A 14,490-nucleotide genomic window follows, 5' to 3' on the forward strand; every position below is an offset into this window, starting at 1 on the left:
GCCGGGGCGCCCGCTACGCCAGGGCGCCCCCGTCGATGTCGAGGCAGCTCCCGGTGACGAACGACGCGCCGGGGCTCGCGAGGAACGCGACGCCCGCCGCGATCTCCTCGGGGCGGGCGTACCGGCCGAGCGCGTTGAGGCTGCGCTGGCGGTCGGCTGCGGGGCCGTCCGCGGGGTTCATGTCGGTGTCGGTCGACCCGGTCCGGACGACGTTCACGGTGATCCCGCGCGGGCCCAGGTCGCGGGCGGCGCCGCGGCTGTACCCGATGACGGCGGCCTTGGTCGCGGCGTAGTCGGCCACGCCGGGCGAACCGGTGCGGTGCGACAGGTTGGAGCCGATCGTGATGATCCGGCCGTCGTCGGCCAGCAGCGGCGCGGCGGCGCGGACGGCGGCGACCACCCCGCGCAGGTTCACGTCGTAGATGCGGTCGAACTCCGCGACGTCGTCGCCCTCCGCGCCGACCGGCCCGTAGGAGATCACGCCCGCGTTGTTGACCAGCACGTCCAGCCGCCCGAAGTCGGCCGCGACCGTCCGGACCAGCTCGGCGACCTGCGCGGGGTCGGCCATGTCGGCGCGGTAGGCGCCGCCGCGGCGGCCGGCCGCCTCGACGTCGCGGACGACCTCCTTCGCGCCGTCCGCGGACGCCACGTAGCCGACCGCGACGTCCGCGCCGCGCGCGGCGAGGGTGCGGGCGATCGCCGCGCCGATGCCCCGCGAGCCGCCCGTCACCAGCGCCACCTTGCCGTCGAGTTCCATCACGACCTCCAATTGTGTACCGATCGGTATTGAACGCGACCTTACTATACTGATCGATACACAACCGATCGACCCCCGAGGCGAGGGAGGAGACGCGGATGCCGACCGGACGGCCGCGCGAGTTCGACGTCGACGAGCGGCTGGACCGCGCCCTGGACGTCTTCTGGCGCCAGGGCTACGAGGGCACCGCCCTGTCCGACCTGACCGCGGCGATGGGCATCAACCGGCCGAGCCTCTACGCCGCGTACGGCAACAAGGAGGCCCTGTTCCGCAAGGTCCTCGACCGGTACGCCGAGGGACCCGCCGGGTACGTCCGCGACGCCGTGGCCGAGCCCACCGCGCGCGCCGTCGCCGCGGCGATCCTGCACGGCGCGATCGATGTCGTCACCGGCGGCCCCGGCGGCTGCCTGTTCGTCCAGGGCGCGCTCGTCACCGGACGGCAGAACGAGACCGCGCGCCGGGAGATCGAGGAGCGGCGGCGCTTCTCGGAGCGGATGCTGGCCGACCGGTTCGAGCGCGCGCGCGACGAAGGCGACCTTCCGCCTGATACGGACACCGCCGCCCTCGCCCGGTACGTCTGGTCCGTCTCGTACGGCCTGTCGGTGCAGGCGGCCGGCGGCGCCTCACGCGAGGACCTGCGGCGCGTGGCCGACACGGCCCTCAACGCCCTGCCCGGCGGCGCCCCCGCCGATCCCCCGCCGGACGCCTGACCGCCCGCCCCCGGCGACGCGTCAGGGCAGCAGCGCGCGCACCCTCGCCAGCTCGGCGCCGAGCAGGTCGGCCGGGACGTCCTCCCAGGTGGTGACGGAGATGTCACCGTCCTCGGGCTGCCACACGCCCGCGACGCGCCCCTCGTGCAGGACGACCGGGGAGATCCACCCGGCGGTGCGGCTCACCTCGCGCCGCCGCTCCGCCGGGATCAGGTACGCCGCGCCCGTACCGGCGCCCAGGACGTACTGGTCGAACGCGCCCAGCAGCCGGACGGGCTCCGGCGGCCCGGCGTCGAGAAGCTCGTCGCGGTGCTCGGCGAGCAGATGCATCGGGACGCCGTCCACGTCGACCGTGCACAGCTCGTCGCCCAGGGCGGCGAACCAGCCCTTGACGTCCTTCTTCCGGTTCGCCTTCCGCATGAGCCAGTTGTCGAACATGTCGGGCGTGGCGGGCCCGTGGGCGCCCAGATAGGCGCGGACGACCGTGCGCGCGGCCTCGTCGGCCAGCGGGAGGCCCTTCCACGCGGGCAGCCGCTCCGCCGGGGACGCGAACGTGACGCGGGTCCCCTGCGCGGGCCCGTGGCACAGCACGCCCCACCAGGCGAGGGGCTTGAGGAGGGTGCCCCAGCCGGACCCGAGGACCTCCCGCAGGTGCGCGGAACCGGTGTCCTCGACGACGGCCCGGGTCAGCTCCTCACGGGTGAGGACGGCGCTGCCCGCGAGCGCGCGGGCCGCCGCCTCGGCGATCGCCTCCAGGTCGGCGGGCGTGGCACCGAACGTCCGCTGCCAGCTCGGCTTCTCCCAGTGCCGCGCCGCACCGCACAGCACCAGGTACGCGGCGGCCTCGTCGGCGGGCAGCAGGTGCAGCGTGCCGCGCATCGCCCACGTCTTGACGAGCGTCCGCTCGTCCCGCAGGGCCCGCGCGGCCTCCCCCGCCTCCGGCGCCGCCCGCCGGACCGCCACGGCGAACTCCGCCGACGACGCCACCTGCGCCTGCACGCCGCCGAGCCGGCGCGCGACGTCCACCGCGGACGCCGCGTCCGGACGATCGACGAACTGCCGCCGCATCCGCCAGGCGAGGACACGCTCCCACGTCACCGAGACCATCCCCCGATTGAACCGCACGCCGCCGACACTTCAGGGCCGACACTTCAGGGCCGACACTTCAGGCGAGCCGGTGCGCCAGCTCCGCGAACGCGTCCCGGACGTCCTCGGCGGTGAGGACGGTCAGGTCCGCGGCGGTCGCGGCCGACCCCAGCTCCGCCGCCCGCAGCGCCCGGCACGCGCACGCCTTCTCGTACAGGGACCGGGCGAAACGGCCGTTGCCGAGCTCGTCGATGCGGCCCGTGCCGCACGCCCGCTGGAACACCAGCGCCAGATCGTCCAGGGCGCGGTCCTCCCACTGGTCGCCGCCCTGCTCGGCGATCAGCTGCGCGATCCGCAGCAGCTCGTCCGGCCCGTACGACGGGAAGTCCACCCGCACGTCGAACCGGGACGCCAGGCCCGGATTGGACGCCAGGAACCGGTCCATGTCGTCCTCGTAGCCGGCGAGGACCACGACGAGCCGGTCGCGGTCGTCCTCCGCGCGCTTCAGCAGCACCTGCACGGCCTCCTGCCCGAACGCGTCGCCGCCCGAGTAGCCCGGGTTGCTCAGCGCGTACGCCTCGTCCACGAACAGGACGCCGCCGAGCGCCGAGTCGACGACCTTGTTCGTCTTGAGGGCGGTCGCGCCGAGATGCTCGCCGACCAGGTCGGCGCGCTGCGCCTCGACCACCTCAGGCCGCGCGAGCAGCCCGAACGCCGCGAAGATCCGGCCGAGGACGCGCGCCACCGTCGTCTTGCCCGTCCCCGGCGGCCCGGTGAACACGAAGTGCCGGGTCGGCGGGCGGGTGACCAGGCCCTGCTCCTGCCGCATCCGGGCCACCTGCAGCTGCGCGGCGATCTCGCGGACCTGCCGCTTCACCGGCCCCAGCCCGATCATCGCGTCCAGCGAGCCCAGCGCCTCCTCCAGCGTCGGCGTCTCGGCGTACCCGCGGAACCGCTCGGTGACCTCGGCGAACGCCGCCTCCACGTCCTCTGCGCGGATCGTCGTCAGGTCGTCCGCGCTGGGCCCCGGCCCCTCCCCGGACGACGCCGCCGCGTCCACCACGCGGACGTCGCGGGCCCGCGCCGCCGCCTCCATCAGCGACCGCACGAACCGCCCGTTGCCGAGGTCGTCGACGATGCCGCGCCGCTCGACCTCCTCGAACCGCGCGGCGAGCCGGCGGCGGGCGTCCGCGTCCAGCCGGTCCTCGCGCCGCGACGTGTGCAGTTCGGCGATCCGCAGCAGCTCCTCCGGCCGGTAGGACGGGAACCGCACGCGCGTGCCGAACCGCGACGCCAGACCCGGGTTGGAGTCGAGGAACTCGGCCATCTGCGCGTCGTACCCGGCGAGGATGATCACCAGGTTGTCGCGGTCGTCCTCCGCGCGCTTCAGCAGCGTCTGCACGGCCTCGTCGCCGAACCGGTCCGGCTGCCCCTCCCCCGAGTTGACCAGCGCGTACGCCTCGTCGATGAACAGCAGCCCGCCGAGCGCGGAGTCGATCAGCCGGTTCGTCTTGATCGCGGTCGCGCCGAGGTACTCGCCCACGAGGTCGGCGCGGTGCGCCTCGACGACCGTCGCCTCGGGCAGCAGCCCGAACGCGTAAAAAATCTTCGCGAGGACGCGGGCGACGGTCGTCTTGCCGGTGCCGGGCGGACCGACGAACACGAAGTGCCGCATCGGCTTCTCGGTGGGCACCCCGGCGGCGGCGCGCAGGTGCGCGGCCTCGATCGACGCGGCGATCGAGCGGACCTGCCGCTTGACCGGCTCCAGCCCGACCATGGCCTCGAGTTCGGCGAGCGCCTCCTCGACCGAGATGTCCGGACGGTCGTCCGCGCGGCGCCCGCCCGGTGCCTCGGGCTCGGGCGGGTGCGCCGGGTCGGCGGCCCGCGCCGCCGCGCGCTGCTCGTAGGCGGCCCGCGTCGCCGCGGGCACCCCGGCCGGCTGCCCCGGGCCGTCCCCGCCGGGCGCCCCGTCGTCGTCCCGCCGGTCCCGCCGATCCCGCCGCTCCGGACGGTCGGGACGCGGGCCGCCGGACGATCCCCCGGCGGGCGGCACGTCGTCCTTCGGCGGCTTGGATCCCGCCTGCTCCTGCACCCACCCGGTCTCGTACTCGTCCGCGGGCACGCTGCGGCGCGCCTGGTCCCAGCGGTAGGCGAGGACGGCCAGCGCCGCGAGCCACCCCGGGGCCGCGCTCGCCTGCGGCAGCGGCTGCGCCACGGCGGCCGTGAGCACGCCCGCGGCGCCCAGCGCGAGCACCGCCGTCCGCCACGGCGCGTACCCGCGCAGCCGGAACGCCACCCCCGCGACCGGGACAGCCAGCAGCGCCAGCAGGAACTCGGACGCCAGATAGGGCGGGCGGCCGTCGTCCGGGTACAGGCGCCCCAGCGGGATCGACAGCGCGAGCCAGCACGCGACCACCGCGACGACCGCCATCCCCGTGGGCGACCGCAACGTCAGGTGCACCACGACGAGCAGGATCACGGCGAACGCGGCCGTGCCCAGCACCGGCCCGTCCAGCACCACCATGGCCGACAGCACCAGGCCCACGAGAAGCAGCCCGCCCAGGAAGCGGAGCCCGGGCGGGACCTGGAAGTAGCGCCAGCGCAGGCGCTCGAAAAGATCCCGTGCCGCGACGCCGGTCGCCGGGCGGGAGCGGGACCTGTCGAACGAATCCATCAAAAGCGAGTAAAGCGCAGTGGCGCGCCGAACGGGACTCCCCTGGCGCGGTTCGTCGTCTCTTACAAAGACACTTGCATCACCTTCCGGCAACCGAATGGAGCGTGCCCGGCCGACCGGACCAGGACATTCGTCGCCCGCGACGTGCCCGGACGCGCGCGGCCGCATCGCGCCCTAGGATCTGGACGCCGGGCCGCACCGCCGCGGACCGCCGACCGCGCGCCGAACCAGGGGGACCTCCGTGACCGACCCGACCGGTGCCCTGCCGGGCCTGGACGACTCCGACGCCGACGCCGCCGGGCCCGCACGCGTCCCGCGCGCCGCCGGGTACGAGATCGAGAACGAACTGTGCGCGGCGCTCGGCGGCGGCGGACGTCCCGTCCGGATCGCCGGGGTGGACGAGGTCGGCCGCGGCGCGTGGGCGGGACCGGTCGTCGTGTGCGCGGCGATGACCGACCTGAGCGCCCCGCCCGTCCTGCCCGGCCGCGGCGGCCGCACCGTCGCGCTGACCGACTCCAAGCTGCTCGCCCGCGCGCACCGCGAGGCGTTCGCCGAGGTCCTGCCGGGCTGGCTCGCCGGGCACGCCGTCGGCGCGTCCGCCCCCGAGGAGATCGACGAGGTCGGGATGACCGAGGCGCTGCGGCGCGCCGCCGTCCGCGCGCTGGAGGCGCTGCCCGTCCCGCCCGACGTGGTGATCCTGGACGGCAAGCAGGACTTCCTGCGGCCGCCGTGGCGGGTCCGCTGCGAGATCAAGGCGGACCAGCGGTCGGTGACGGTCGCGGCGGCGTCCGTCCTGGCGAAAGTCCACCGCGACCGGCTCATGGCCGATCTGGACGCCGCGTTCCCTGGATACGGGTTCGCCGACAGCGCCGGGTACCCGTCGCCCGTCCACCAGCGGACGCTGGAGGAGGCGGGGCCCACGCCGCACCACCGGCTCTCGTGGTCGTACCTGGACGATCTCCCGCGCTGGCGTCACCTCAAGAAGCACCGCGACCCGCTCGCCGGGGAGGGGCAGCTCAGCCTCCTCTGACCCGCCCGTATCGGCCCTTTCCACACGGAATGCGTCATCTCCCCCGGTCCGGGTAGGGCCGACCGGACGGGAGGTGGACCCATGGACGCTGTCGTGAAGAAGCTGCTGCGCGAGTCCGGGGAGACGTTCGCCGAAGAGGCCGGGTTCGAGCTCAAGGACGCGCCCGCCGCGCTGTTCAAGCTGCTCGTCCTCGCCAATCTGCTCAGCGCCCGCATCTCGTCCGGGATCGCGCTGTCGGCGGCCCGCGAGCTGTTCGCGGCCGGCGGCGGGACCGCGCGGGGCATGGCCCGGCTGACCTGGCAGGAACGCGTGGACGCGCTGGGCCGCGGCCACTACGTCCGCTACGACGAGAGCACCGCGTCCCGGCTGGGCGACACGGCCGAGATCGTCCAGGACCGGTACAGGGGCGACCTGCGGCGCCTCGCCATCGAGGCGGAACGCGACCGGCGGCGGGCCGGCGAGCTGCTCCGGGAGTTCCCCGGGATCGGGCCGACCGGCGTGGACATCTTCTGCCGCGAGGCCCAGGCCGTGTGGCCGTGGCTGCGCCCCTACGTCGACGACCAGGTGAAGAAGGGCGCCGAGCGGCTCGGCCTGCCCACCGACCCGGACGACCTGGCCGGCCGGGTCGCCGACAAGGACCTCGCCCGGCTCACCGCCGCGCTCGTCCGCGTCGGCCGCGACAAGAAGCTCGCCGACTCCTTCAAGGAAGCGGTCACCGCCGGACGATGACCTCGTCCACCCGTTCATTGCGGCGCCGAGGGCGCCGCCATGAACACGTCACCCCTTGCCGCGGGAGGCGACCCACTCCAGGTTCCAGCCGTACGCCTGGTCGACCGACATCTTGCCCCAGCGGGGGCGGCCGGGCGGCGGCGGGACGAACCGGCCCTCGCGGTGCACGACCAGCTCGCCGTCCACGTTCTCGATGAGCGCGAGGACCGCGTCCCGGGAGCGGTCCACGCAGTCGTCCATCCGCATCTCGATCGGCGCGGAGCCGACCGGGTAGAGGGTGGCGATGGCGTCCAGGCCGCGGAAGTCGTCGGCGCCGTCGTAGATCTCGGCGAACACGAGGATGCGCTTGAAGTCGGCCGTCCGGTCGAGGTTGATGTGGAGGTTCTCGCCGGACGCGACGGCGCCCGTCCGGTCGTCCTTGTCGAGCCGGATGTACGGCGGGCGGTCGAGGGCGCCCATGTCGCCGAGCGCGTGGATGATGCCCTTGCGGCCGTCCCGCAGCTCCCACAGGCAGCACAGGTCGAGGTCGAGGTCGACGCCGCGGCGGCGCTTGCCGAACAGGCCCGTGGCGACGCCCTCGCGCGCCGTCCAGTTCAGGTTCACGCGCATGTGCCCGGACGTCGCGCCGTGCTTGGTCAGCGACACCGACGGGGCGCTCTTGGTGAGCGAGATCTTCCCGCCCTCCACCTGCGGCTCGGGCGCGGACGCGGCGGGCGCGGGCGGTGCGGCGGGCGCGGCAGCGGGTTCGGGGGCGGGCACCGGGGCGGGGTCGTCGTCGACCGAGATCCCGAAGTCGGTCGCCAGCCCGGCCAGGCCCGAGTCGTAGCCCTGGCCGACCGCGCGGAACTTCCACGCGCCCTGCCGCCGGTACAGCTCGCCGAGCACGAACGCCGTCTCCGTCGTCGCGCCATGGCTGTCGAACCGCGCGACCTCCGCGCCGCCCGAGGCGTCCACGAGCCGGACGTACAGCCCGTCGATCTCGCCGAAGGTCCCGCCGTCGGCGGACGCCGCGACGACGATCCGCTCGACGGCCGGCTCGACCCGGTCCAGGTCGACCGACAGGACGTCCAGGACGGTCGCGCCGCGCTGCTTGCCCTCGTGCTTCACCGCGCCGGACCCGTGCACCGGCTGGTTGTAGAAGACGAAGTCGTCGTCGGACCGGACCCGGCCCGTGCCGGCCAGGAGGAGGGCCGACGCGTCCGCGTCGGGCGTGCCCACCCCGCCCCGCCACCCGAGCTCGATCCGCACCGCCGACGCCCCCACCGGGGTGTTGGCGCCCTTCTGCATCGACATGACACGTCCTCCTCCGCCGCTGCCCCGAACCCTACGGCCGGACGCGCGGGCCCGCGACCTGCCCCGACTCCTTGACGCACGGCGGCGGGCGGGAGTTCCGCCGGTCAGGGCACCCGGGCCGTCCACGCGGGCGTCGTGAACTTGTCGGCGGCGTACTTGTCGGCCAGCCGCAGCTCGTCCTCGGTGGGCCGGTCCGGGACGAGGCCGTACCTGGCGCGGAAGTGCCCGATCATCCGCTCGATGATCTCCTCGCGGGGCAGGCCGGTCTGCCGCCGCAGCGGGTCGACCCGCTTGTTCGCGCTCGCGATCCCCTTGTCGGAGATCTTCTCCCGCCCGATCCGCAGCACCCGCGTCATCTTCGCCGCGTCGATGTCGTACGCCATCGTGACGTGGTGCAGGACCGCCCCGGCGGCCAGCCGCTTCTGCGCCGCGCCCGCGATCTTCCCCTGGTCGGACGCGATGTCGTTCAGCGGCCGGTACCAGGCGCGCACGCCCAGCTCCCCGAGGGCGCCCAGCACCCAGTCGTCCAGGAACGCGTAGCTCTCCGCGAACGACATGCCCGCGACCAGCGACTCCGGCGCGTACAGCGAGTACGTGATCGTGTTGCCCGGCTCGACGAACATCGCGCCGCCCCCGCTGATCCGCCGGACGACGTCCACCCCGGCGCGGGCCGCCTCCGCGGCGTCCACCTCGTTGCGCAGCGACTGGAAGCTGCCGATGATCACCGCGGGGGACGCCCACTCCCACACCCGCAGCGTCGGCGGCCGCCGTCCCGCGGCGACCTCCTCGGCCAGCACCTGGTCCAGCGCCATGTGGACGGCCGGTTCCTGCGGCCCCTCGTGGATCAGCCGCCACTCGTGGTCGCGCCAGTCCGACGCGCGCGCCACCGCCCGGCGCACCGCGATGCCGACGGCCTCCGCGGTCAGCCCGAGCAGCACCGTGCCGGGCGGGAGCCCCGCCTGCACCCGGGCGCCGATCTCGCGCGCGTCCAGCCCCGCCGGGAGTCCGTCCAGCGCCGCGTCGATCGCGGCGAGCGCCTCGTCCGGTTCGAGGAAGAAGTCGCCGCTGATCCGCGGGCCGCGCAGCAGCCCGTCCACGACGTCGACGTCGGCGACCACCAGCTTGCCGCCGGGAACCTTGTACTCACCGTGCATCACATAGGGATCAACCCCGCCCCCGCCGCCCCGATTCCGCCGCGGCGACCGCCCGCACGATCGCGGCGAGCAGCAGCGCGCCGGCGGCGGCGCCGGCCCCGTGCTGGACGGCGGCCACGGCCGGATGCTCGACGGGCGCGTAGTCGCCGGGGCGCAGGAAGGCGAGCGGGAGCTTCCACGCGCTCCACGCGAACAGCGATCCCGACGCCGTGAAGCCGACGGCCGTCGGCAGCCACGTCGGCGTCCCCGGACGGCGCGCCGCGGCGGCCCACGCGCCGAGCGCGGCCCACAGCGCCGAACCGCCGAGGAGCAGGCGGGCGTCGGCGTCCAGCCGGTCGCGCTGCGCGGGGTCGAGGCCGAGCGTCCCGCCCGCCGCCCAGTACGTCCAGGTCGCGGCCAGGGAGAGGCACACCGCGGTCACGGTCCACGTGCGGGCGCGCCCCGCCGCCCGCGCCGCACCGCCGGCGCCGTCCGCGCCGAGCCGGCCGGCGAACGCGGCGGGCCACCGTTCCCGCAGGTGGAGGGGGACGGCGACGGCCAGGCCCACGGCCATGCCGAGGAAGCCGATGCCGAGAAACGCGGCCTCCCACGCGGGCATCGCCGCCCCGCCGCCCTCATCGGCACCGGAATCGCCGCCGCCGGAACCGCCGCCGACGAGGGGGCTCAGCACCATGAACGGGATCATCGGGACGAGGAACCCGGCGCCGGTCCACGCGACGAGGAGCAGCGGCACGGCCGGCACCCGGCGGCCGGGGTCCCGCGCCAGGACGACGCCGAGCGCGATCCCGGCGGCGGCCATCCCGGCCGTCACCGCGTTCAGCACGATCCAGTCCGCGCCGCCCACGTCCGCGGGGAGGGCGCCGGCCAGGCCCGCCGCCACCCAGATGACCTTTACGACCAGGTACAGGGACAGGGACGCCGCCGCGCCGTACCCCGCGACGCGCCGCGCCGCCGTCCACCGGCGGCCCGCCGGGCCCGCCGTCGCCTCCATCGCCATGATCGCGAGTCTGCGGGGCGCCGGACCGCGCCGCCTCCCCCGCGCGGGCGGGCCGCCTCCCCCGGACGGGCGAGGCGGCGGGGCTCAGACGGTCACGGGGTCGTGGCGCACGGGGAAGTTCACCGAGTTCGCGATGAAGCACAGCTCGTGGGCCCGCGCGTGCAGCCCCTCCGCCTCGTCCGCCCGCGCGGGGTCGTCCAGCGTCACGCGGGGGCGCAGCACGACCTCCTCGAACCGGCCGCCGCCGTCCGCCGTCTCCACCATGGTGCCCAGCGGCTCGTCGGTGTAGGCGGTGACGACGATGCCCGCGCCCGCGCACAGATGCAGGTACCACAGCATGTGGCACTCCGACAGGGAAGCCACCAGCAGTTCCTCCGGGTTCCAGCGGGCCGGGTCGCCGCGGAACGCCGGGTCGGAGCTGCCCTCGATCGGCGGCTTGCCCTCCGCCCGGATCTCGTGGGCCCGCTCGAAGGCCCGGTACGAGCCGGTGCCCGTCCCCGTGTTGCCCGTCCAGGTCACGGACACCTCGTAACGGTGCGTCTTCGGCATGCGTCTCCTCCTCCGCCTGGGCCGCCGGTCACTGCACGACCGCGCCGGTCGCGCGGGCGTGGGCGCCCGCGATCCGGCCCGCCGCCGCCCGGTCGCCCTCCCTGATCGCCCGCAGCAGCCGCCGGTGCTCGTCCGCGACCTCGTCCGGACGTTCCGGCGGGACGAGCGACGCGCGCGTCGACACGACGATCCGGTCCCACAGCCGGTCGAGGGTCTCCAGCGCGACCGGGTTCCCGGCCAGTTCGGCGACGCCCCGGTGGAACCGGCGGTTCAGCTCGACCGCCCGGTCCAGGTCGCGGCCTGCGGTCACCAGCTCCAGCGCGTCGGCGTCCCGGTCGAGGGCCGCGAGGGCGGCGGGCGCGATGTGCCCGCTCCGCTGCCGGTCCGCCGCGAGTTCCGCGGTGAGCGTTTCGAGGGCCGCACGGACCGCGTAGGCGTGGGCGAGCTCGTCCGTCCCGAATCCGCGCACCACCACGCCGCGCCCGACGCCGCGCACCAGGCCGTCGCTCTCCAGCCTGCGCAGCGCCTCGCGGATCGGGGTCCGCCCGGCCGCCAGCGCCGCGCCCACCGACGCCTCGGTCAGCCGCTCGCCCGGCGGGTACTCCCCCGCGACGATCAGCTCCCGCAACCGCCGGTACACCGCTTCCGCCTGCATGACCCTCCTTTGCATGCAAAGCATACATTGCACGCGAACGGCGTAACGACCGGGAAACGCCCGTCCCGCGACACTCCCCGCCATGCCCAACGAGATCGTCCCGCCGGACCGCGCATGAGGCGCCGGTGGCCTATCGTCGCGCTCGTGATCGCGTGCGCCGCCGTCCTCGCCGTCCTCGCCGCGGGCGCGCCCGTCCCGCCGCGCCCGCGGCCCCCGTCCGCCGTGCTCGCCGCCGTCCCGCCGCCCGCGCCCCGCCCGTCCCCGGTCCCCGGCGCGGCCGAGCGCGCCGACCTCACCCGCGCCCTCGACGCCTACCTGCGGGAACGTCCGGGCTCGGTGTCGCTCGCGGTGCGCGACGCGACCGGCGAGGTCTCCTACTCCTACGGGGACGCGCTGCACCCGGCGACGGCCAGCATCGTCAAGGTGAACATCGTCATGGCCCTGCTCCTGCGGGCCCAGCGCGAGGGCCGCGCGCCGACGGCCGCCGAGGAGGCGCTCGCCGAGCGCGCCGTCACCGTCAGCGACAACGACGCCGCCACGGCGCTCTGGCAGGCCATCGGCGGCGCCGAGGGCCTCACGGCCGCGAACGAGGACTTCGGCCTGCGCGGCACGGACCCGGGGCCCGGCGGCTTCTGGGGCTCCACGACGACCACGGCCGCCGACCAGGTCGCGCTCCTCACCGCGCTGGTCTCCCCCGCGAGCCCGCTGTCGGCGGCGAACCGCCGCCGCGTCCGGGACCTCATGGCGGACGTGGTCCCGGCGCAGTCCTGGGGCGTGAGCGCGGCGGCCGGCGGGGACGCGGCCCTGAAGAACGGCTGGCTGCCCCGCGACGCCCACGGCGGCCGCTGGACGATCAACAGCATCGGCCTCGTCCGCGTCTCGGGCCGCCTCCTGCTGATCGCCGCGCTGTCCGAGCGGAACGCGACGATGGCGGCCGGGATCGAGACCCTCGAGCACGCCGTCCGGACCGTCGCGTCCGCCCTGGACCGTCCGCACGAGCACCGGTGACCGCGCCTACCTGGGGTATTCGCGCGATTCGTCCGGATGCCGTCATACTCTCCGACGACCCGGGCCCACCCCCGTGCTGAAGGAGTCGACGGCATGCGCTCTCGGTCACTGGTGTACGACGTCGCGGCCCTTCTCGCGCGGATCGGCGTGGGCGTCGTCTTCATGGCGCACGGCTGGCAGAAGATCGAGGCCGGCGTCACCGCGACGGGCGAGTCCTTCGACGCCCTCGGGGTCCCGCTCCCGACCGCCGCGGCCGTCTACGCGGCGTTCGTCGAGCTGCTCGGCGGCGCCGCGCTGATCGCCGGGCTGGCTCTGCCGGTCACCGGCGCCCTCCTGTTCGTCGACATGGTCGGCGCGTTCCTGTTCGTGCACGCCGACCGGGGCCTGTTCATGGTGGACGGCGACCGCGCGCAGAACGGCTACGAGCTCGTCGTCGCGCTCGGCATGGCCGCCCTGCTGTTCGCCGCGGGCGCCGGCGGGCGGCTGACGCTCGACGCCTGGATCGTCCGGCGGCGCGCCGCGGGCCCGGACGAACCGCGGGACGAGGACGACGAGGAGGACGCCGAGAGCTTCGTGGAGTCGCTCCGGGAGGCCGAGACGAGGCCCGTCGAGCCCCCGCCGAAGAAGGCCCCGCCCCGCCGGTCCGCCCCGAAGCCCGCCCCCGCGCCGCCCGAGCCCGCCGCGCCCCCGGCCCCGCCCGCCGGGACCGAGGACGACAAGCCCGTGGCGGGCCGCCGCAAGGCGGCGCACCGCCGCCGCACCGGCGACACCCAGCCCGTCAAGCCGCCGGCGGACGCCGCGGACGCCGCGGGGGACGCGCCGTCCTGACGCGGGTCACCCGGAGTGGGCGCGCAGCGCCGCGATGAACCACTCGAAGGCCGGGACGGCCGCCGGGGCCGGCTCCCGCCCGTCGATGATCGCCAGCAGGTTCCAGTAGCGCTCCACGCGGGCGTCGGTGAACGCCGCCATCTCGTCGGCGACCGCCGCGCGCTCCGCGACCGGGACGTCCGGGTCGGCGATCCGCTCGACCACGGCGCGGCCCTCCGGCGACTCGGGCGCGACCCCGTCCGCCAGGGCGCGCCCCGCGTGCTCCATGATCGCGCCCGGGTCGATGGCGTACCGCGGCTCCCCGGCGGGCCGCCCGCCGACCGCCATGTCGCGGACGCGCCGCCGGAAGTCCTCGTCGGCGACCAGCTCGCCGAGCTCGATCCACGCGTCCACCTGCGCGGGCGCGGGGTCGTCCGGCAGTTCGGCGGGCAGCCGCATGTTCTCCGCGATGCCGATCGCGGGCGAGTCGGCGTCGACCCCCTCCACCACGTACCGGACGAACTCGTCGATGATCTCCTGCCGCTCCCGGGCGGACATCCGTGCCAGCTTGTGCATCAGCAGCGTCTCCTCCGTCGTGGTCGCGCGTTTCGCGACCGTGGCGAGCACCGCGCGGCGGGTCCGCAGCATGCGGATCTCCGCGTCGAGCGCCGCGACGTGCGCCGCCGCGACCTCCGCGACCGTGGCGGCGTCCGTCAGGACCGCCTCGACCTGGTCCAGGCCCAGCCCCAGCTCGCGGAGCGTCCGGACGAGGTCCAGGCGCGCCACCGCCTCCGCGTCGTACAGGCGGTACCCGCCCGCCGACCGCGCGGCGACCGGGACCAGCCCGGCGTCGGACCAGAACCGGACCGTCCGCGTCGACAGCCCGCACCGCTCGGCGAGCCGTCCGATCGTGAACAGCTCCGCGCTCGTGCTCATGGCTCGACTGTGCACCTTCCACCCGCTGGAAACTCAAGTTCGCCGAGCACCGGGACGCCGGCCCGACGCCGGCCGGGGACGCCGAACGGGATGTTCCGAGCCGCC

General features: G+C 75.6%; 14 protein-coding genes. 5 read left to right on the plus strand and 9 right to left on the minus strand.

Annotated features, from left to right (window positions below):
- Nucleotides 1–13: 13 nt before the first annotated feature.
- The gene (locus AB0L25_RS31125) at nt 14–757 is read right to left on the minus strand and encodes an SDR family NAD(P)-dependent oxidoreductase (protein WP_500176342.1); all 744 of its coding nucleotides are present in this window, start codon (nt 755–757) and stop codon (nt 14–16) included.
- A 98-nt stretch (nt 758–855) separates the two neighbouring features.
- Between AB0L25_RS31125 and AB0L25_RS31130 the strand changes: the two genes are divergently transcribed.
- The gene (locus tag AB0L25_RS31130) at nt 856–1,467 is read left to right on the plus strand and encodes a TetR/AcrR family transcriptional regulator (RefSeq protein WP_500176296.1); all 612 of its coding nucleotides are present in this window, start codon (nt 856–858) and stop codon (nt 1,465–1,467) included.
- Nucleotides 1,468–1,488: 21 nt separating this feature from the next.
- Here AB0L25_RS31130 and AB0L25_RS31135 read toward each other — a convergent pair whose 3' ends face one another.
- Together AB0L25_RS31135 and AB0L25_RS31140 are read right to left on the minus strand one after the other, a co-directional pair.
- Nucleotides 1,489–2,574 carry a winged helix DNA-binding domain-containing protein gene (locus tag AB0L25_RS31135; RefSeq protein ID WP_500176343.1) on the minus strand — a complete coding sequence of 362 codons (1,086 nt, stop codon included), beginning with the start codon at nt 2,572–2,574 and terminating at the stop codon, nt 1,489–1,491.
- Between the two features lie 58 nt (nt 2,575–2,632).
- The gene (locus AB0L25_RS31140) at nt 2,633–5,227 is read right to left on the minus strand and encodes an AAA family ATPase (protein WP_500176297.1); all 2,595 of its coding nucleotides are present in this window, start codon (nt 5,225–5,227) and stop codon (nt 2,633–2,635) included.
- A 271-nt stretch (nt 5,228–5,498) separates the two neighbouring features.
- Here AB0L25_RS31140 and rnhB point away from each other — a divergent pair, with 271 nt between their 5' ends.
- Both rnhB and AB0L25_RS31150 read left to right on the plus strand, forming a co-directional pair.
- The gene (rnhB, locus tag AB0L25_RS31145; RefSeq protein WP_500176344.1) at nt 5,499–6,257 is read left to right on the plus strand and encodes a ribonuclease HII; all 759 of its coding nucleotides are present in this window, start codon (nt 5,499–5,501) and stop codon (nt 6,255–6,257) included.
- 81 nt (nt 6,258–6,338) lie between these two features.
- Nucleotides 6,339–6,986: an HhH-GDP family DNA glycosylase gene (locus AB0L25_RS31150; protein ID WP_500176298.1), complete on the plus strand. Its 648-nt coding sequence runs from the start codon at nt 6,339–6,341 to the stop codon at nt 6,984–6,986.
- Nucleotides 6,987–7,034: 48 nt separating this feature from the next.
- Here AB0L25_RS31150 and AB0L25_RS31155 read toward each other — a convergent pair whose 3' ends face one another.
- From AB0L25_RS31155 to AB0L25_RS31175, 5 genes are all read right to left on the minus strand, one after another.
- Nucleotides 7,035–8,279, minus strand: coding sequence for a TerD family protein (locus AB0L25_RS31155; RefSeq protein ID WP_500176299.1), 1,245 nt, complete (start codon nt 8,277–8,279; stop codon nt 7,035–7,037).
- Between the two features lie 104 nt (nt 8,280–8,383).
- Entirely contained in the window at nt 8,384–9,433 is a 1,050-nt protein-coding gene (gene lplAB, locus AB0L25_RS31160) for a lipoate-protein ligase LplAB (protein ID WP_500176300.1), read from the minus strand.
- Between the two features lie 10 nt (nt 9,434–9,443).
- Nucleotides 9,444–10,430 (minus strand): hypothetical protein, encoded by a 987-nt coding sequence (locus tag AB0L25_RS31165; RefSeq protein ID WP_500176301.1) that lies wholly within the window; start codon nt 10,428–10,430, stop codon nt 9,444–9,446.
- An 84-nt stretch (nt 10,431–10,514) separates the two neighbouring features.
- Complete coding sequence (locus AB0L25_RS31170; protein WP_500176302.1) at nt 10,515–10,979, minus strand: OsmC family protein; 465 nt, start codon at nt 10,977–10,979, stop codon at nt 10,515–10,517.
- A gap of 28 nt (nt 10,980–11,007) precedes the next feature.
- Nucleotides 11,008–11,634 carry a GntR family transcriptional regulator gene (locus tag AB0L25_RS31175; RefSeq protein WP_500176303.1) on the minus strand — a complete coding sequence of 209 codons (627 nt, stop codon included), beginning with the start codon at nt 11,632–11,634 and terminating at the stop codon, nt 11,008–11,010.
- Nucleotides 11,635–11,778: 144 nt separating this feature from the next.
- On the opposite strand from AB0L25_RS31175, the gene AB0L25_RS31180 reads away from it, so the two are divergent.
- Entirely contained in the window at nt 11,779–12,642 is an 864-nt protein-coding gene (locus AB0L25_RS31180; protein ID WP_500176304.1) for a serine hydrolase, read from the plus strand.
- A gap of 93 nt (nt 12,643–12,735) precedes the next feature.
- Nucleotides 12,736–13,470, plus strand: coding sequence for a DoxX family protein (locus AB0L25_RS31185; protein WP_500176305.1), 735 nt, complete (start codon nt 12,736–12,738; stop codon nt 13,468–13,470).
- 6 nt (nt 13,471–13,476) lie between these two features.
- Here AB0L25_RS31185 and AB0L25_RS31190 read toward each other — a convergent pair whose 3' ends face one another.
- The gene (locus AB0L25_RS31190) at nt 13,477–14,385 is read right to left on the minus strand and encodes a helix-turn-helix domain-containing protein (protein WP_500176306.1); all 909 of its coding nucleotides are present in this window, start codon (nt 14,383–14,385) and stop codon (nt 13,477–13,479) included.
- Between the last annotated feature and the right edge of the window lie 105 nt (nt 14,386–14,490).

It is taken from the genome of Spirillospora sp. NPDC052242 (assembly GCF_040679555.1).
Classification (GTDB): domain Bacteria; phylum Actinomycetota; class Actinomycetes; order Streptosporangiales; family Streptosporangiaceae; genus Spirillospora.